The 16898-nt window shown below is 57.7% G+C and carries 19 protein-coding genes and 4 pseudogenes; 16 read left to right on the top strand and 7 right to left on the bottom strand.

Features of this window, described 5'->3' with window-relative positions:
• Both AWB69_RS48195 and AWB69_RS35255 read right to left on the bottom strand, forming a co-directional pair.
• Window positions 1–113: pseudogene (locus AWB69_RS48195) on the bottom strand (IS110 family transposase); the annotation flags it as partial.
• 255 nt (window positions 114–368) lie between these two features.
• Window positions 369–954: pseudogene (locus tag AWB69_RS35255) on the bottom strand (FadR/GntR family transcriptional regulator).
• 303 nt (window positions 955–1257) lie between these two features.
• On the opposite strand from AWB69_RS35255, the gene AWB69_RS35250 reads away from it, so the two are divergent.
• Together AWB69_RS35250 and AWB69_RS35245 are read left to right on the top strand one after the other, a co-directional pair.
• Window positions 1258–1779, top strand: coding sequence for a DUF302 domain-containing protein (locus tag AWB69_RS35250; protein WP_062091421.1), 522 nt, complete (start codon window positions 1258–1260; stop codon window positions 1777–1779).
• Between the two features lie 7 nt (window positions 1780–1786).
• Window positions 1787–2512 (top strand): hypothetical protein, encoded by a 726-nt coding sequence (locus AWB69_RS35245; RefSeq protein WP_062091420.1) that lies wholly within the window; start codon window positions 1787–1789, stop codon window positions 2510–2512.
• Between the two features lie 235 nt (window positions 2513–2747).
• On the opposite strand, the gene AWB69_RS35240 is transcribed toward AWB69_RS35245, so the two are convergent.
• Window positions 2748–2993 (bottom strand): hypothetical protein, encoded by a 246-nt coding sequence (locus tag AWB69_RS35240; RefSeq protein ID WP_062091419.1) that lies wholly within the window; start codon window positions 2991–2993, stop codon window positions 2748–2750.
• 134 nt (window positions 2994–3127) lie between these two features.
• On the opposite strand from AWB69_RS35240, the gene AWB69_RS35235 reads away from it, so the two are divergent.
• The 8 genes and pseudogenes from AWB69_RS35235 to AWB69_RS35205 all read left to right on the top strand — a co-directional run bounded on the left by AWB69_RS35235 (window position 3128) and on the right by AWB69_RS35205 (window position 9888).
• The gene (locus tag AWB69_RS35235; protein ID WP_331712707.1) at window positions 3128–3463 is read left to right on the top strand and encodes a MarR family winged helix-turn-helix transcriptional regulator; all 336 of its coding nucleotides are present in this window, start codon (window positions 3128–3130) and stop codon (window positions 3461–3463) included.
• 50 nt (window positions 3464–3513) lie between these two features.
• The gene (locus AWB69_RS35230; RefSeq protein WP_062091418.1) at window positions 3514–5013 is read left to right on the top strand and encodes an efflux transporter outer membrane subunit; all 1500 of its coding nucleotides are present in this window, start codon (window positions 3514–3516) and stop codon (window positions 5011–5013) included.
• A gap of 57 nt (window positions 5014–5070) precedes the next feature.
• Window positions 5071–6231, top strand: a complete 1161-nt coding sequence (locus tag AWB69_RS35225; protein ID WP_062091417.1) for an HlyD family secretion protein — start codon at window positions 5071–5073, stop codon at window positions 6229–6231.
• Window positions 6232–6310: 79 nt separating this feature from the next.
• A complete protein-coding gene (locus AWB69_RS35220) occupies window positions 6311–7867 on the top strand; it encodes a DHA2 family efflux MFS transporter permease subunit (RefSeq protein ID WP_062091416.1) in 1557 nt (518 codons plus the stop codon).
• Window positions 7868–7972: 105 nt separating this feature from the next.
• Window positions 7973–8137 (top strand): annotated as a pseudogene (locus AWB69_RS51115) (IS6 family transposase); the annotation flags it as partial.
• A gap of 18 nt (window positions 8138–8155) precedes the next feature.
• A pseudogene (locus AWB69_RS46315) lies at window positions 8156–8505 on the top strand (transposase); the annotation flags it as partial.
• 207 nt (window positions 8506–8712) lie between these two features.
• Window positions 8713–9030: a DUF4148 domain-containing protein gene (locus tag AWB69_RS35210; RefSeq protein WP_062091414.1), complete on the top strand. Its 318-nt coding sequence runs from the start codon at window positions 8713–8715 to the stop codon at window positions 9028–9030.
• Between the two features lie 480 nt (window positions 9031–9510).
• Window positions 9511–9888 carry a copper resistance CopC family protein gene (locus AWB69_RS35205; RefSeq protein ID WP_062091413.1) on the top strand — a complete coding sequence of 126 codons (378 nt, stop codon included), beginning with the start codon at window positions 9511–9513 and terminating at the stop codon, window positions 9886–9888.
• A gap of 548 nt (window positions 9889–10436) precedes the next feature.
• Here the strand turns inward: AWB69_RS35205 and AWB69_RS35195 are convergent.
• Window positions 10437–10646: a hypothetical protein gene (locus AWB69_RS35195; protein WP_062091411.1), complete on the bottom strand. Its 210-nt coding sequence runs from the start codon at window positions 10644–10646 to the stop codon at window positions 10437–10439.
• 419 nt (window positions 10647–11065) lie between these two features.
• Between AWB69_RS35195 and AWB69_RS35185 the strand changes: the two genes are divergently transcribed.
• Entirely contained in the window at window positions 11066–11314 is a 249-nt protein-coding gene (locus AWB69_RS35185; protein WP_062091409.1) for a hypothetical protein, read from the top strand.
• Between the two features lie 28 nt (window positions 11315–11342).
• Window positions 11343–11789, top strand: coding sequence for a hypothetical protein (locus AWB69_RS35180; RefSeq protein ID WP_062091408.1), 447 nt, complete (start codon window positions 11343–11345; stop codon window positions 11787–11789).
• 472 nt (window positions 11790–12261) lie between these two features.
• Here the strand turns inward: AWB69_RS35180 and AWB69_RS35175 are convergent, their stop codons facing one another.
• Genes AWB69_RS35175 through AWB69_RS35165 form a run of 3 tightly spaced genes read right to left on the bottom strand, consistent with a single transcriptional unit; the run spans window position 12262 to window position 13439 of the window.
• Window positions 12262–12507, bottom strand: a complete 246-nt coding sequence (locus AWB69_RS35175; RefSeq protein ID WP_062091407.1) for a hypothetical protein — start codon at window positions 12505–12507, stop codon at window positions 12262–12264.
• Entirely contained in the window at window positions 12504–13043 is a 540-nt protein-coding gene (locus AWB69_RS35170; protein ID WP_062091425.1) for a sigma-70 family RNA polymerase sigma factor, read from the bottom strand. Before AWB69_RS35170 ends, AWB69_RS35175 begins: the two co-directional genes overlap by 4 nt.
• 60 nt (window positions 13044–13103) lie before the next feature.
• Window positions 13104–13439, bottom strand: a complete 336-nt coding sequence (locus tag AWB69_RS35165) for a porin (protein WP_062091406.1) — start codon at window positions 13437–13439, stop codon at window positions 13104–13106.
• Between the two features lie 499 nt (window positions 13440–13938).
• Here AWB69_RS35165 and AWB69_RS35160 point away from each other — a divergent pair, with 499 nt between their 5' ends.
• From AWB69_RS35160 to AWB69_RS35145, 4 genes are all read left to right on the top strand, one after another.
• Window positions 13939–14202 (top strand): DUF4148 domain-containing protein, encoded by a 264-nt coding sequence (locus tag AWB69_RS35160; protein WP_062091405.1) that lies wholly within the window; start codon window positions 13939–13941, stop codon window positions 14200–14202.
• Between the two features lie 32 nt (window positions 14203–14234).
• Window positions 14235–14567 carry a DUF4148 domain-containing protein gene (locus tag AWB69_RS35155; RefSeq protein WP_062091404.1) on the top strand — a complete coding sequence of 111 codons (333 nt, stop codon included), beginning with the start codon at window positions 14235–14237 and terminating at the stop codon, window positions 14565–14567.
• A 344-nt stretch (window positions 14568–14911) separates the two neighbouring features.
• Complete coding sequence (tatA, locus tag AWB69_RS35150; protein WP_062091403.1) at window positions 14912–15151, top strand: Sec-independent protein translocase subunit TatA; 240 nt, start codon at window positions 14912–14914, stop codon at window positions 15149–15151.
• A gap of 384 nt (window positions 15152–15535) precedes the next feature.
• Entirely contained in the window at window positions 15536–16090 is a 555-nt protein-coding gene (locus AWB69_RS35145) for a cytochrome b (RefSeq protein WP_062091402.1), read from the top strand.
• Window positions 16091–16898: the final 808 nt, after the last annotated feature.

The raw sequence follows: 16898 nt of genomic DNA, 5'->3' as shown, positions 1-16898 counted from the left end.
ATTAAATCGTCGCGTCCGAACCGGCGGTTGGCTATCTCGCCAGTTAGCGCGTCGACCCAGTACATCTGGAACACCCGCTTTGCAACATCCAGTCCATATGTCGTAGCATTCATTTAGGGCCTCCGTTCCTCAAGTGGTTGTGTCGCAACTCCACTTTGGCACATTGATGCCGTTCGGTTCTGGAGGCCCTCCATCAAGCCCACTTCCCCGAAGGGAGGGCGGTGTCCATTCCATCTCGGCCACGACGCGCCTCAGCTCACCGGTTTTATTGCCAGTAGCCTGACACGAAGGATCAAGCCGATATCCCTCGCCCTGCTGCGGACGGCACCAATCCGTACATCCCACATTGTGAAGACGTTTGAGACTTTTTATTTTCCGCTGACACTTTTAATTTTTACGATCACCGCGCCGCCCGCCATGATGGCCGAAAAGATGCGCTGATGATCTTCCTGTGAAGCCGCGCGCAACGCGGACGTATGGGAGTGCTCCTCAATTTTTTCCACAACGGGTCGGCGCGCGAGTTGTCCTACATCGTGGTCACCACGAGCCGGAGCATTTCGTTTCCCGCCTCCCGCGCAATCGCCAGATGGAACTTGCGGACAGCGGTCTCGTTCGAGGCCTTGTCGTTTATGTTTTCCCGCATCGCGCAACGCAGAGAAGAGCCGGTCGAGGTCCGAATCCTTGCGTTCGGTCGCGGCGAGCGCCGCGATTTTGCTTTCGATCTCCGCCCGCGTGCGCAGCGTCTCGATCGGGCCTGGCCCGCGCGGCACTTCGAACGTCACGGACCGCGACTCGGGTGCTTCGGCCACCTAGATGCCCGACCCTACACGCACGTCGCACACCCGGCACTTCCAGCGCGATGATCGCCTCCCTCACCTGCATGCGGCTCACGCCGATTGAACGATGAAGGCTTCTCCAGCGATATGAAGCACGCGGGCGACTTTCGAAACTAATCTCCTCGGAGCAACAAACTAATGCTCCTTTCAAGAATTGTTTATCCGCTCGGGCGGTACTAATCTTTGTGTGGTTGGATGCCTTCAGGCAACAGTGACAGACCGGACGACTGGTGCATTCACCATTGCGAACCTTGCCTTGGACCGAAGCGGCGTCATTACTCAAAAGCCAGTCAGGCGACGAGAGCTCGAAAACGAATCCCGATTCTGCTGCTGCACAAACCATTGACTGCCACCCAAACCGGGTGGCCCGACTGCTTCCGCGAGCGATGCTTCACGGCTCAGAAAATTGAGGAATTTCACGATGAAGAACGAACCCAAAGTAACAGAAAGAAGTTTTGCCGGCGTACGTGTGGAGGTTGCGACGACGGCCTCCTTTGATACAGTCCTGTCGCGACTGCGCGACCTGACCGGACAAGTAACTGTCTCAGGAGTGGTTGATCTTGCAAAGACCGACATCTCTGAGGCGGAATACGTCAAGGAAGTCGAGCGGAAATTTGTCGGATCCAGCGGTTTTATGGTCTTTAGCGCGATCGATCACGGGGGATGGATTGCCAAGTTTGGCATTAAACGGCGCACCATCCGCTGGATTCTGGGTAATCCTTTGATCGCGATCACCATGATTCGTCATGATCTGACGGCGGGGTTGTTTGCTCCGGTAGAACTTTTGCTCACTGAGTGCGCGGGCGGTGAAGGTTGCGCGGTGACGTACGTCCGTCCGTCATCTCTCATCTCGATCGACGATGCTAATCCCGACCTTAAAGAGGCTGCACTGAAGTTGGATGCGAAGTTCGACGCTCTGATCCTTAATGCCACGACGGTTTAAGAGAACCATGAACGAACTACTGCAACTCGCTTTGGATGCGCATGGTGGCCTCGAAAATTGGCGCAAAGTCGAACGCGTCGACATCCGTCTAAATCTGTCGGGTTTCCTCTTTGAAAAAAAGAAACATCCTGACGGACTGAACAACGTACTGCTAAGCGTAGATACGAAGCACATGCGTACGTTGATCTCGCCGTTTCCCGCACGTGGATTCCAAGGCGTTTTCGAGAACGGGAAAGTCTTCATCAAGACAGATGCGGGAAAAATTGTCAGTCAGATGGACAATCCGCGGGAGAGCTACGAAGGGCATACGCGGGAAACCCCATGGACCGACCTGCAGTTTTTGTATTTCATCGGCTACGCATTCTGGAACTACCTGAATATGCCATTCATCTTTACGTCCGAGGGCGTAAAGACCGAAGAGATCGACCCGCACGAAGAAAACGGCCAGACCTGGCGTGTGCTAGCCGTGAGCTTCCCTCCGTCAATCGATACGCATTGCGCGCAGCAGAAATTCTACTTCAACGAGCAGGGCATCTTGCAGCGGCACGACTACTTCACAGACGTGGCAAAGGGCGATGCTGCACACTATTGCTACGACTCTCGCATCTTTGACGGATTCACCTTTGCAACGCGTCGTCGGGTGGTGGGAAAAGACAAAACGGGCTACGCCAATCTAAGTGGACCGTCGAGCGTTTGGGCCTTGGTGGAAGCAATCGTTGTTCACAAGGAGTGAGCTTGGCGCACGCGACGGTACTGCCGGCGCGTGCCACTCGTTCACCCTGTGCGCTTGGGGCAAGCATTTCATTCGTAGTGAAACTTACGGCGTCGAAACGAATGAGGCCGGGTAATTGAACACTCGACGATTCAACGGATTTTGCCCAGACCACTGTCATGAATTTTCATGATATTTCGGTCTCGATCTCAATCCGAACCCACTGGGCAGGATGGTCCTTACATCCGCCCGTCTGTTATCGAAATCGCGCTTTCGCGAGCCTGAAATCATTGAGATCGATCGAGACCATCAAGTGGTCACGACGCAGTTGCAGGTCGTCCGCGCCCAGATAAGCGCGCCGCTTCGTCGGAAAACGCAAACCGTCCACCTCAACGAAGTCGTAGACGTACTGCTCTGCGCCATCCCCCTGGGCCACGTCCACGCTGTAGTTCAGCTCTTGATTCTTGCGCCCGACGTTAAAAATTGATGCACCGACGAGCATTGATCGCGCACCGCAGCGCCACTACATTTGTGCACATGCACAGTAGAACACCCGAAAACGACGACTGCTTCGCGGTTCGTCAAGCGGCTCGGCACATTTCCCAGTTGTACGACCGGCACCTGTCCCAGGTGGGCATGACGACGACTCAGTTCAGCATCCTTGGTGCGCTCGACGGTGGTTCCAGCTTGACGATGATGGAACTGGCGCGCGCAATGGTGATGGATCGAACCACACTGGTGCGCGTGCTGGGACCGTTGTTGCGGAATGGTTTTGTCGCCAGTGAGCCTGACTGGCGGGTGAATCGCCGTCTCCAATTCGCTCTCACCGGAAGCGGCCGCGTGAAGCTGAATGAGGCAATGGTGCATTGGCGTGCTGCGCAGGACGAGTTCGAACGCAAGTTCGGGCCTGAGCAGGCGGCCTTTCTAAGATGCGAACTGTTCCGCGTTACGAGAGACGTTTCGAATACCTAAAGAAATATTTAAATGACGGAAACAACTTTTTGAACTAATAGGAAATCGCGATGACTATTCCTCAGACTTTGGTTCGCGTCCGAACAAGCCGCGCAGCCGCCGCAGTGATGGCTTTGGCTCTTGCAGGGTGTGTGAACTACGCTGGCATCCGGAGCGACAAGCATATATCGTCGCCGGCACAGTACGAGTCCAGCCGGAGCCTGCCAGACGAAGGTGGCCAATGGCCGTCGCTGGATTGGGCCAGCCAGTTCGGTGACCCGCAGTTGCCTCGGTTAATCGATGAATCGCTGCAAGGCAACCCGTCGATCTCCCAGGCCCGGGCTCGAATCGAAAAGGCAGCCTCGTATATCGATTCGTCGAAATCGGCGCTCTACCCGAAGGCTACCGGCAGCTATTCATGGAGCCGGGAACTGTTCTCGGGCACCGCGCTTTACCCCCCGCCATATGGCGGAAACTGGTACAGCGAGAACAATGTGCTGGCGAGCGCGTCGTGGGATCTGGACTTGTGGGGCAAGAACCGTGAGCGTCTCGGGCAGGCGGTGTCGCAGGAAAAGGCCACCGAAGCGGACCTGCAGCAGGCCCGCGTGACGCTCGCCGCTTCAGTGGCGAGCACCTATAACCAGCTGGCGCGGTTATACGAACTGCGTGACATTGCCTCGAATGAAATCCGCGATCGCCAGGACATCAGCCACATAACTAACGGGCGAGTCACAGCCGGGCTCGACACCAATGTCGAGAAGCAGACGGCGCTAGGCGACATTGCGACGAGCCAGACGAACCTGAGCGATCTCGATGGCCAGATCACCGTGGTGCGCTATGAGCTCGGCGCACTGCTCGGCAAGGGACCTGACCGTGGCCTGCAGATTACACAGCCAGCCCTCACGACCGGCAATGTCGTCGCGCTGCCGGATAAGCTGCCAGCTGATTTGGTGTCGCGCCGCCCGGATATCGTGGCCGCACGCTGGCAAGTCGAAGCCGCGCTGCATGACGTGAAGGAAGCCAAGGCGGAGTTCTTCCCTGACGTCAATCTAGCTGCCGGTCTTGGTTTCGATGCGTTCGGCTGGGGACGCTTCCTCACGTCTGCGAGCCGTCAGATCCAGTTTGGTCCGGCGGTGCATCTTCCGATCTTTGATGCCGGTGCCCTTCGCTCGCAACTGAAGGGTCGTTATGCGGATTTTGATCTCGATGTCGCGAACTACAACCAGACGCTGATCAACGCGCTGGCAGACGCGGCGACACAGATCTCGACGATCCGTTCGATTGACCAGCAGTCGGGCGACGCGCAGCGTGCGCTTGACGCATCAACGAAAGCGTATCAACTGGCAGTCGTCCGCTACAAGGCTGGCCTATCCGAACAGTTGCAGGTGCTGAATGCCGATCAGAACCGTCTCGCCGCTGAACAGACGGTGACGAACCTGAAGATGAGTCGCCGCAGTATGCAGATCGCTCTGATCAAGGCGCTCGGTGGCGGTTTCGATGCAACGCAGACGGGGCTTGTCGTGCCGACAGACGCGCCAGCCACCCCGTTGAAGCAGACCGCAGCTAACTGAACCCTTAACATCCACCCGAGTAAATAACACGCATCGAGAAAACCAAGGAGCATATTCATGAGTACGCCTGATAAATCCACAGAAAGTATAAAGCCGGCAAGCAATCGCAAACGCAAGATAACGATGATTCTTCTTTTCATCGTCATCCTGATCGCCGCTGTCGCCTATGGCCTCTATTACTTCCTTGACGCACGCTTTCATGTTGACACAGATGATGCATACGTAAACGGCAATGTTGTACAGATTACGCCGCAGGTCACCGGTACGGTTGTCGCAGTGAATGCGGACAACACGCAGACAGTCAGGATGGGCGAGCCGGTAGTAGTGCTGGATCCGGCTGACGCGCGCATTGCGCTGCAGCAGGCGGAAGCCGATCTCGCGCAGACCGTGCGCCGCGTGCATGGCCTGTATGTCGACGACGATCAATACCGCGCAGACGTCGCGCAGCGGGAATCCGACCTTTCAAAGGCGCACGATGACCTGCAGCGCCGGTTGGCGACGGGGATGACAGGCGCTGTTTCCGATGAGGAAATCTCACACGCGCGTGATGCGCTGAGATCGGCGCGGGCTGGACTCGACTCTGCGCAACAACGGCTCGCTTCGAACCGCGCTCTCACCATGAACACGACGATCGAGCGGCATCCCGACGTGCTTGCCAGTGCCGCAAAGGTCCGCGATGCGTATCTGGCCTATGCCCGCAACACGCTGCCGGCGCCTGTAACAGGCTATATCGCAGAGCGTTCGGTACAGGTTGGCCAGCGGGTATCGCCGGGCACGCCGCTGATGTCAGTCGTGCCGCTTGAGCAAGTCTGGATCGACGCAAATTTCAAGGAATGGCAGCTCAGAAATATTCGGGTGGGACAACCCGTCTTGCTCACGGCGGATGTCTACGGTTCGTCGATCACATTTCGCGGCAAGGTCGTAGGTTTTTCTCCTGGGACCGGGTCCGCGCTTGCACTGCTGCCGGCTCAGAATGCGACCGGCAACTGGATCAAGGTAGTGCAGCGTCTTCCCGTGCGGATCGAGGTGGACCCGCGGCAACTCGGCCGGCATCCGCTGCGCGTTGGCCTGTCGATGAATGTTGACGTCGATATCAAGGATCAGAGCGGTGGCCAACTCGGCGATCCACCGCACTCAAGCTATACGACGAACGTGTTCGCAAAGTACGGCGACGAAGCTAACGCCGAGATCGAACGCATCATCGCGGAAAACAGGTAATCGGGTGTAGCCGGCGCGCCGCAGGTTGAGGCGGCCGTGCCGGTTACGCAAGGACAGGTTGCATCTAGTCGAGAACGCTATGTCAAAAACTCAAACGATTCACCCTCCGCTGACGGGAGCGAAATTAGTTCTAGGCTCGCTCGGCGTCGGTCTTGCCGGCTTCATGACCGTGCTCGATTCATCGATTGCCAACGTTGCCATTCCTACCATCTCCGGAAATCTCGGCACGTCCGTGGACATAGGCACATGGGTCATCACCGTGTTCGCGGCGTCGAACTCGGTGTCGATTCCGCTGACCGGGTGGTTGACCCAGCGGCTCGGTCAGGTTCGCCTTTTTATCGGGTCCATTTTGTTGTTCGTTCTGTCTTCATGGCTGTGCGGGGTCGCGCCGTCGCTACCGGTGTTGCTCTTCGCGCGTGTGCTGCAAGGGGCGGTTGCAGGACCGCTGATCCCGATGTCGCAAGCGCTCTTGCTCAGTTCGTGGCCGAAAGAGAAGTCCTCGATGGCGCTTTCGCTGTTTTCCATGATTGTTATCACCGGTCCAATCGTCGGGCCCGCGCTTGGCGGCTGGGTCACCGACAGTTACAGCTGGTCGTGGATTTTTTATGTCAATATCCCGGTCGGTCTCTTCTCTGCTGCCGTTGTCTGGGCTCTATATCGCGAACGCGACACGCCAACCAAGAAACTGCCGGTGGATCTCGTCGGGCTGTTGCTGCTGATCACTTGGGTGGCATCGCTGCAGGTAATGCTTGATCAGGGCAAGGACCTTGACTGGTTCTCGTCGACGACAATCGTCGTATTGGCCGTAGTGGCGTTGATCGCCTTCGCATTTTTCGTCGCGTGGGAGCTGACGGACAAGAATCCGGTGGTCGACTTGTCGCTGTTCAAGCAGCGTAACTTTCTCGGCGGCACGATCTCACTCTCGATAGCTTACGGAATATTTTTCGGCACTCTCGTGTTGCTGCCTCAGTGGATGCAAGAGTATTTGGGTTACCGTGCGCTCGACGCGGGGTTTGCCACTGCACCGCTCGGCTTCTTCGCAGTGCTCGGTGCTCCTATTATGGGTAGGATTCTGCCGCGCTCCGATGCACGAATTCTCGCCACGTGTGCGTTCATTGGATTCGCGATTGTGTACTACATGCGGTCGTATTTCTACACCGACATCGATGTCGGTCACATCGTCCTTCCGACGCTACTACAGGGCATTCCCATGGCACTGTTCTTCGCGCCGTTGACCGTGATCATCTTGTCGGGACAGCCGCCAGAAAAAGTGCCTGCGGCAGCAGGGCTGTCCACCTTTGGCCGGATGTTTTGTGGAGGAGTGGGGACATCGATCGCAAACGTGGTGTGGAATAATCGGACCATCATGCACCACGAGATCCTGACGGCGCAGTCCAATCCCACCAACCCGCTTTTCAATCAACAACTCCACGGCTATCACTCCCTCCTGGGACTCAATACAGGGTCTTCGTATGCGTTGTTCGATAACCTTGTGCAGACACAGGCGGCAATGATGGGCCTGGACGATATCTTCTATGCATCGGCGATCATCATGATCGTGATCATTCCGTTAATCTGGATTACGAAGCGAGGCAAAGCTAGCAGTGCCGATGCCGCTGCGAGCGCCGCGCATTGATGTGACAACCGGTGCTTTCACGTGCCGGTTCTCGCGGGTGGTTCTGTCGCTGTAAGCCGATCTGGGCGTTGTCAGGTTGCGTGACCCGCCGGATAAGATAGGGCGATGAAGAAATCGAAATCGTTCTATCACGGTCACCGTTTCCGGGCTGGTGTCATCAGCTGCGCTGTTCGATGGTATTTCCGCTTTCAATTGAGTCTGCGCGACATCGAGGAACTGCTTTTCGAGCGCGGCGTGATCGTGACATGCGAGACGATCCGATGCTGGTGTCTACGAAACAGGTTCATGCGGATCTATCCAACTGTACTGGGATTGCAGGCGATGCGTGGCGTGCAGTTCACTATAGCCGTAGGCATGCTTTCTGAGGTCGGCGATCTGTCGCGCTTCGAGCACCCGCGTCAATTGATGGCTTGGATGGGCGTTACGCGACCGGAACATTCATCGGGCGACAAGCAGCGCCGGCGCAGCATTGCAAAAACTGTCAACAGCTACGGCAGGCAGTTGCTGGTCGAGGCGGCCTGGAGCTACCGATATCCTACGTGTGTGAGCCCGAGATCCAGCGCCGGCGCAAGGGCATCCCGACGCTCATCATTGATCGCGCCTGGGACGCGCATGCTGGACCATGTCGGCGCTATCGCATTCATGGTGTCTCGCTGGTTCCAGGGCATTTGAGTCGAGGCAGTTGAATTACCCGGAAGTGTCAACCATGACCCCGGGTTATACATCCTGCGAAACCGAATTGGGAATAAGGAGGACGGTCTGGCGGTTTACCAGTGCAGGGCGTCATGCTGCGCAGTCAAGTCGATTGTGGACATCATTCGCTCGAACATTCAAGGAGTATTGACATGAAATCGAATTCGCTGAATCGGCTTGTTGTTCATTCCACGCGTGGTTCGCTCATCGTGAGTGCAGTGCTGATGACAACCTCGGCCTGTGTGTACGCGCAAACGTCGCTGGAACCCGGCACACATCAGCTCACCCGTGCAGAAGTGCGGCATGAACTCAAGGAGTTGGAGTCGGTTGGATATCGCCCGATTCCCAATGATCTCTACTACCCAGGTGACGTTCAGGCGGCGGAACAAAGGCTGGAGACCAAACATCAAGCGGAAAAGAATGCGCTGACAGGTGGAAACCAGATAGCGCAGACTAAGACCGGGCCCTGAATCCGGCGGATTGCGAGTACAGCTCGCGCCCCGTGCTCGATGCTGGCTTGGGTCGGTCTGAGGGGCGCGTGTCGATGGTTCCGAACAAGGCTTTCGGCTTGGCCAAGAATGCAAGAAAAAGGTGCAGGTGTCGAGTGGCTTAGCAAACGACAGCCGGACTTTGGATATTGCCGGTGAGAAGGCCACGACGCGAGGCGTCTGGCAGGCTAATCTCGATAGCGAGCATCATCCGGAGTGAACAGTTTGATCGCGAAGCGCTGATGGACCACGCCGAAGTGCATGGCATTGGCCAAATCATGAAATTTGTGTTTCAACCTGTGAACCATACGCACGACTTTGGGGCGGTAGGCGGCACCTCCGATTGCTTCGCCGGTTTGCTGACGGCTCCGGCTAACGGGTCGGTGGTGGCCGTGTCTTTCCGGCCTCGAAGGATGTCGATGACCTGTTTCCCAACTCTCCAGGAAAAACGCTGATCTATCCATGAAAACCTCTTTCCTGACTGCACCGACCGCGCGCGGCCTCGTTGCGTCGCTGACACTGGCGATCACGCAACTGGCACACGCTCACGCCTTTCCGAAGCACGAAGTGCCGGCCGCTGGCTCCACGGTGCCCAGTTCGCAACAGGCGGTGACTATCGATTTTGATGACGGACTCGAATCGGAATTCAGTGCGATCACCGTGACTGATGCGCGCGGCATGTCCGTAACGAGTGGCAAGGCGGTGGTCGATTCGTCGAACGCGAAACACATGTGGGTGGCGCTGAACGCATTGATGCCCGGGGTGTACACGGTCACGTGGGTGGCGGTCGCCGCGGACGGGCACCGTACGCAGGGTGAATACACCTTCACGGTCAAGTAGCGATGGAGTCGCTCGTCGACGTGGAACCCGTAGTCGCCGTCGTGCAGGGCATACTGTTCGGGATCGTGGTGGTGGGCACTCGCGGCCGCCGGCGCGGTCGTCTATGCGGCGCTATCGAAGTCAATTGCGACCGCTCGTCTACGCTCAACACCAATTCGGCCTTCGGTTGTCCCATTGACATGCTGGTACCTCCCGTTCCGTTGATACCAGCATCCTACGCAAACATAGGTCAGCTACTGTAACAACAGAACGGAACACCAGATTCAATGAACGAAAGTATCGGGTTGAGAAGCAACAGCGAGGCTGGTCTTTAGCTGCAGGCAGTGTGCATTATCGTAGCCGGCTAAGGCGTGGCCAGTGCCAATTGGGGCTACACGCAATCGCGGATGCAGTAGCGGCGCAAGGTACCGCGACGCACGAGCAGGTGCACCTGCAATTGCTCGAAGCGGAAAGGGGCTTATGCCTATCGACGACGTGACCTACCAGGATCTGGTGAGCGCATACGCATAACGGATTCAGATCGGCCGGTCAGCGTCGTACCGCACGGCTTACGCCGCGGACCTTTTCCTATGCGTGGTGCGCGGTTTTTTTGCGGGCTTCTGATTGCCGTTTTGGTCCGCCGTGGCTTGACGTACCGCATCGGCAAATTGCTGCAATGCCCACAGCGAACCACATACGCTCTGGTATTCCTCGCGACCGATCCTTCCGTCGAGAAGGACCGCCATTCCCGACGCACGGGCCATGTCGATGAGGTCCATTGTGACGCCTCCCTTTCGTGTCTTTTCACTGTGCAAGACTGTCGGTTGCGGTCGGTTATTCCCGAATCTACCGCGGCTACGGGAGCGACTCCTGAGCAACGCGGGTGCCTAAAAGCAACGGCGCTGCGTTCATGCTGCCGTCGGGGTGCCGCTGCGGCGAGCGGACGCACCACCTTGTGCAGAGATAACGGCTAACCCGACTAACGAAGCAACCTGTCACGATGACTTCACCGCGTATCAGCAGTAGTTGCTGAACCGCTGGCCGAACGTGGGAAGTTCCGAAAAAATTGCGACTCGGGAATAAGACGGACACTGCGGTGGTCTGCTCAGTGTACGCCGCACGGTTGACAAGTTCTGGCATACCGCTAGTGACCAGCCCACCGGCGTGAGTAGTGAGGCCGAAGTGGAAGGAGAAGGACATGAACATCGCCGAGAAGTCCCTGCGTTTCCTGGTAGAAAAATGGCTCGCGCCCGCTCCGACGATGCGGATCCGCGTAGTCCAATCTGGTCGAATGGGCTTACGCAAGAGACGCTATGTGCGCGTCGAGGCCTCAGCCGCGACCGGTTCGCGAGCAATTTTTTTCTTTCGGCACGACGACGGCTCGTGGTGTGTGTTTCCGCCTGCGATCGCGCGCCCGGCAATGATGGGTTATCGGCTTGCAGCGTAAGAGGGCCATAAGGCAGAAGGAGCATGAGATGAAAACGGAAACGACAGCTTTCCTGAGCCACCAGGAGATCTTTGATCGTGCTGCCATGCACTTGCAGCAGCAGGGTCGGGCGGGTCTGTTACAGCGCGGCGGCGGCGCCTACTGCGGTTACCTCGGCGGGTGCCCAGTGGGTCGCCTGATCCAGCCGCGCGATTACAGCACGACGATGGAAGGGGTGCCCGTTCGATTTCTCGCGAAGGCGTCGAACGAGATTCCCGCCTATATGGATGCCGGGGTCGCAGCGTTGAAAAAAGCTCTATTGCGCGCGCACATCAATGTGTATGACCCGACAACGATCGCTTTGCTGAGTTGCCTGCAGAACGTCCACGACGTCTTTGGCACATGGGAATGGCAAGCACGTCTCATTTCCATCGCCAGGCAGTTCGGCGTGAGTGCCGAGCGAGTGACTTCGGCGATCTGGCGCATTGCCTCTTGACCCGAGGAAAGTGTGCGAGCAGGGGCTGCCTGTAGCACGATTGCCCCTCTGAGGAAAGGGTCCGGCGCGACAAGAACAGCAGGTCGAGTGGCGACCATACGTGAAGTACCAGTTGCGTGGGGCGTGAGCCGTGCGCCCGTCGGATTTTCGTGCATAAACTGGTCACCAGGCGCACTTCGCCCGGCAACAGACGCCCGCCGACCAACGAATAACAGGCCTCCCGACTTGATGGCACCCACAGCGAATGGTTCAGACGTTTCGACAGGCAACTGTTCAGATGTTCTTCTTCGGTGACCGTGACCTCGACCGGATGATGCCATTTGGGCGCATAGACCGGACAGGCGACGTCGACGTGTTTTGCGAGCGTCATTGGATAGTTGACGATGCCGTTGTTGATCCAACGCGATGCCAACGCACCGAGCGCGAGCGTCACGTCTGTTCCGGGCACGAGCAAACACGCCGCGATGCAGATTCACCACCAAGGGTCTGGGGCATGTACAACGACGGACGGATGTTCATGCGCGGGAGCGCTGAATAGCGCTTTTAGCGTGGACTTCTGCGCACGCCAGGCCGCGACCTGCGCGGCGGCATGGGGATCGTTTACAAGACGCGCGAGTACGCCAGCGCGCTCCGCATCCGGCAACTCGTCGTCGACGAACGCCGACAGCGTGGGCAGTTCGGGTCTGAGCAGGTAATCAGGATCATCATTGTTGTTCATAACGGATCTCTCACTACTTGCTGTGGTGAGTACTTGCTCGTCGATCCCTCGGTCAGCAACACGCGAAGGTGTGCACGCGCGCGCAGGCGTTCACGCGCGCGCGACAGCCGCGACATCACCGTACCGATAGGCACGCCGAGCACGCTCGACGCTTCCTGGTATGTCAATTCCTCGACGCAGACGAGCAGCAGCACTTCGCGCTGTTCGACCGGTAGCCGATAGAGCGCCCGTTGGACGTCGCGCAGCACGAGCCCGTCGAACTCGCCGCGGGGCGCCTCCAGATTGCACCACGGCGCGTGTTCATCATCAACGGCAATCTCCCGACGTACCCGCAACTGATCGATGTAGAGGTGCTGAAGGATCGCGAGGAGCCACGCACGCAGGTTACTGCTCGGACGGAATGTCGTGCAGCGCGTGAGCGCGCGCTCGGCGGTGTCCTGTACCAAATCGTCGGCCCACGCGGGATCGTTCGTTAGTCCACTCGCATCGCGGCGCAACTGCGGGAGCCATGAAACGACCTCCGCTTCGAAACTCATCGAACGAATTCCAGAGCTACCGACGGGCGATTCGCCCGAGAGGACGCGGGACATCTTCATTTAGTCGCTCCTTCTCTCACGCATTTTAGCCGTGCCGTTGCGTAGTGCGAATGATGTTCTTTCTGTTTGCGCCGGGCGGCTACCGGCTTCGAAATAACCGGCTTCGAAATCGCCGAATTCGAAATCGCCGAATTCGAAGTCTTCCAGATAGTCCGCCGCGCCGGCGTACTGACGACCCAGCGTGACGGTTCCGTACCGATTGCTGCTCAGGCCGACGATGGCCTGGCGTTCGAACTTGGCACCGCCCTGGCCGAGCTTTCCGGTATTGAGTTCATAGCCGTTCTCAAGTGTGAATACCGCGACCGGACCACCGCCCTGATCCCCGGTGCCTCTCAACCCCCACGGGACTGTTCAGACCGAAGGTTGTATCGAGTAAGCACTGTCGACTGCCGGTGGTCTTGCCGGTCACGCGCATATTACTTAGCGCCTCGAGGCCTTTATCGATCAGGCCATATGGCGTCACACGACTTTGCGCACGCATAGTACCCGCCGGTGGGCACAAGATTACCAATGCGAGAAGCTGCTTCTTCATTGAGTGATCCCCAAAGCACTAGACGGGCTTTTAAGAAATTGGAACACCGGGCCAACGAGTGACCGACTTCCAGCTTTCGTCATGCACGATATCCCGATGACGCCGCAGCCGTTCGCGCGGCACTCCAGCGGGCGAAATACGCGGCCGGACAAGAATGTTTACCTTGATCACAGGGCGTTTATTCCCATCGCACTTGAAATTATCTTTAGGCTCTGCGAGCCGCATTTTTTGAGTGGCGTGGGAATATCCAACGCCGAAACGGCGTCTACTCATTGCTACCGCACAACACACTCAGGAGCTGCAATGAAGAAATCTGCAATGGTTGCCATTTCTCTGGTCGTTCTCGCATCGTCGAGCGCATTTGCTCAAGGCAAGACCCGCGCCGAGGTCTATCAGGAACTGATCGAAGCACAACAGAATGGCCTGAACTACATCACTGAATCTTCGTACCCGGACGTCAACCCGCTGTTTGCAGCACAGGTCGCCCGCATGAAGGAGAAGCACCTGACCCAACAGAACGCATCCAAGGCGCCAAATACCGGAACGGCAGAGAGCACCGCCAATTGACATCCAAGGTCCGAAATACAAGGAGTACTGACGTGAAATCGAAATATTTGAGTGGATCTATCGTCCAGCCAATGCTTGGTTCGCTCATCGTGAGCGTAACGCTGATGGCAACGTCCGGTTGTGTGTACGCGCAAACGTCGACGGAATCCAACAAGCATCAACTCACTCGAGCAGAAGTGCTGCATGAGCTCGAGGAGCTGGAGGCGGTCGGTTACAACCCTTCTCAGGGCGACGACGGAGACTACCCCGCCGACCTTCTTGCGGCGGAACAAAAGGTTGCAGCCAAACATCAAGCGGAAAGGAACGCGCTGGCGGGCGTAGGCCAGGCCGCGCAGATAAAAACGACGTCTCAGCCGTCGCCTTGAGTCGGCGCGAGCGGATCCGCATCTACGCCAGATTACCGTCCAGATCCGATAGGTGAGCACCGTACGGCACTAAGGCGGTGTGCGATCTGATTGAGAAGTGCCTGGGTGCGTGGAGGGGGCTACCTGCCGAAGCAGCCAGTGACGCTGGGCGTCACAGCCGAGAAGGCCGTGAGCTGCGCGTCGCACCAGCGTGGATCGCGCGACCAGGGAAGCCCCGCCCTAGCTCATTTCCGTGCAACGGCACCCGATGTCACGCAGATCAGGAATACGCGGTTCGATTCAGGCCGCAAGGCACAAGATATTCGCCGTGTAGAAACGCGAGGGCGGGGCCAGGGAGAAAAGTCATGGGTTCGTTGAGTATTTGGCATTGGCTGATCGTTTTGCTGATCGTCGCGCTGGTGTTTGGCACGAAGAAGCTGCGCAATATCGGCAGCGACTTGGGCGTTGCGGTGAAGGGCTTTAAGGAAGGCACGAAAGAAGCAGAGACGCTAGCGGCCGATGCGCAGCAGCGCGAACTGCCGCGCAACGACACCGTCGATGTCGACGCGAAGAAAAAGAGGCCGCGCTTTGGTGATTGCCGCTAAACCCCGGTTACATCGCGGGCTGGCTTATACCTCATTTCATGCTGGGCCTCCGTCTGGTTGCAGCGCGAGAGGGTCGGGAATAAAAAAGCGGGTTTCGCAGTCTATCCGTGCGAAGCGTGTCTCCACGGAGTTCAATCGGCTATGGGCATCACCGGTCAGAAGGTCAAAGGCGCAATGACGTGAAATCAATTTCGCGAGATCGGCGTATCGCCCAATCGATCCGTGGTTCGCGCATCGCGAGCGCAGCGCGGACCCACGGTGCGGGCCTTGACGGCAACTCCGACCCAGTAGTTGTCCCCGCAGCGCCGAACCACCCGGCAACCCCCGTAAAGAATCATCACCAAACACAAGCACCATTTTTCTCCCAAGAGAGGGAAACAGCTAATGAATAAACACACTACTCACTATAGTTTTCCCGCTCGCTCGCTGCACTGGCTCATGGCAGTGCTCATTGCCGCGATGTTGATCATTGGTCTGGACCGGAACCTGCTCGGGCTCCACAAGCCGTTGGGCATCTTGATACTGGTCCTGGCGGTGATCCGCATCGTCGTGCGGCTGAAGAACGGCACGCCGCCGCTGCCACGCGACATGCCCGGCTGGCAGCGTCTGGCGGCTTCGCTATCGCACCTTGCGCTGTACGCGCTGATGGTGACGATGCCGCTGGTGGGCTGGTCAATGCTTTCCGCCGAGGGCCATCCGATTGTGCTGCTGGGCTCGCTGCATCTGCCGCCGATTGCACCGCATGACATGCACCTCTACCTGATGCTGCGTAAGGCCCACATGTTTCTCGCGCTACTACTGTCCGGGACTTTCCTGATGCACGCGTCGGCGGCGTTGTTCCACGGATTGATCCGCAGGGATGGCGTGTTTTCCAGCATGGCGAGCGGAGGCGAAGCGCCCAATGTTGATCGACCGAAGCGTGGTGCACGGGTGACGTGACAAACGCACAGCGGCTATTGATTTCGCTTTCGCTTTCCATCAGATACTTCTACTCGCCTTGTTGCCGGCTGATGCGACAGAACCCGCCTAGTCGGCCCGGACCGAGCCAAAATTCGAAATCTTAAGCTTTTTGAGGGGCACGTTGTGATGGAACGTCATCATCGGTGTTCCCTCAGCACGACACGGTCGAGTGAACGGTCGCGCTGCAGGACGACCGTGCCGAGCAGCACCAGACGCCTAGGCTGAATAATGTCAGCCTCGCGTCGCATCGCGTCTTACTCAAGCAATTTGGCTACGAATTTCGAATGGTTGCGAGGTGCCTGAAAATCGCTTGCCAACATCCGTCGTAGCGAAGTGGTCGTACGCCGGGTGGCGCGATCGAGTTCGCCACGATCATGCCGTCGATCAATTGGACGAAAGACGCCGGATTTCGGGGAATCAATGCGGTGACCAAACGAGTGGCGGCGATTCACACGCCAGTGTCATTAACCCGCTAAGCCGCACAGGTCGGCAAGAAAAATTGTCCCGGCGAACCCTGATCGTCCAAAGGCGAACCTTTGGACGAGATCGCCAAAATGTCCGACAAGCTATCGCAATGGGGATATTCATCCAGCCGATCGACAGGGTTGAACTGCTATGGCGATAGCCTCTTTTCGTATTTGCTGGACTGGGCTCGATGAGGGCCGACAAGGGCGTGGTCATCGTTCGTGGGCTCACTTCCGACCATCCAGTGCGGGCAGCCAACCAGCGAAAACGCGACACCTAAGCTGTCGTCAGCGATCTCGACATCATGGGACAGACGTTGACT

This window comes from Caballeronia udeis (genome assembly GCF_001544555.2).
Lineage (GTDB): Bacteria > Pseudomonadota > Gammaproteobacteria > Burkholderiales > Burkholderiaceae > Caballeronia > Caballeronia udeis.
Note: the sequence above shows the minus strand (reverse complement) of the source record. Positions and strands in the feature narration are given on the sequence as shown.

Coding starts and splice junctions, on each gene's coding strand:
- AWB69_RS35230 (WP_062091418.1), top strand. CDS start 3,514: ATGACTATTCCTCAGACTTTGGTTCGCGTCCGAACAAGCCGCGCAGCC.
- AWB69_RS35185 (WP_062091409.1), top strand. CDS start 11,066: ATGAACATCGCCGAGAAGTCCCTGCGTTTCCTGGTAGAAAAATGGCTC.
- AWB69_RS35210 (WP_062091414.1), top strand. CDS start 8,713: ATGAAATCGAATTCGCTGAATCGGCTTGTTGTTCATTCCACGCGTGGT.
- AWB69_RS35170 (WP_062091425.1), bottom strand. CDS start 13,043: ATGAGTTTCGAAGCGGAGGTCGTTTCATGGCTCCCGCAGTTGCGCCGC.
- AWB69_RS35205 (WP_062091413.1), top strand. CDS start 9,511: ATGAAAACCTCTTTCCTGACTGCACCGACCGCGCGCGGCCTCGTTGCG.
- tatA (WP_062091403.1), top strand. CDS start 14,912: ATGGGTTCGTTGAGTATTTGGCATTGGCTGATCGTTTTGCTGATCGTC.
- AWB69_RS35175 (WP_062091407.1), bottom strand. CDS start 12,507: ATGAACAACAATGATGATCCTGATTACCTGCTCAGACCCGAACTGCCC.
- AWB69_RS35240 (WP_062091419.1), bottom strand. CDS start 2,993: ATGCTCGTCGGTGCATCAATTTTTAACGTCGGGCGCAAGAATCAAGAG.
- AWB69_RS35160 (WP_062091405.1), top strand. CDS start 13,939: ATGAAGAAATCTGCAATGGTTGCCATTTCTCTGGTCGTTCTCGCATCG.
- AWB69_RS35195 (WP_062091411.1), bottom strand. CDS start 10,646: ATGGACCTCATCGACATGGCCCGTGCGTCGGGAATGGCGGTCCTTCTC.
- AWB69_RS35235 (WP_331712707.1), top strand. CDS start 3,128: ATGACGACGACTCAGTTCAGCATCCTTGGTGCGCTCGACGGTGGTTCC.
- AWB69_RS35180 (WP_062091408.1), top strand. CDS start 11,343: ATGAAAACGGAAACGACAGCTTTCCTGAGCCACCAGGAGATCTTTGAT.
- AWB69_RS35245 (WP_062091420.1), top strand. CDS start 1,787: ATGAACGAACTACTGCAACTCGCTTTGGATGCGCATGGTGGCCTCGAA.
- AWB69_RS35220 (WP_062091416.1), top strand. CDS start 6,311: ATGTCAAAAACTCAAACGATTCACCCTCCGCTGACGGGAGCGAAATTA.
- AWB69_RS35145 (WP_062091402.1), top strand. CDS start 15,536: ATGAATAAACACACTACTCACTATAGTTTTCCCGCTCGCTCGCTGCAC.
- AWB69_RS35225 (WP_062091417.1), top strand. CDS start 5,071: ATGAGTACGCCTGATAAATCCACAGAAAGTATAAAGCCGGCAAGCAAT.
- AWB69_RS35250 (WP_062091421.1), top strand. CDS start 1,258: ATGAAGAACGAACCCAAAGTAACAGAAAGAAGTTTTGCCGGCGTACGT.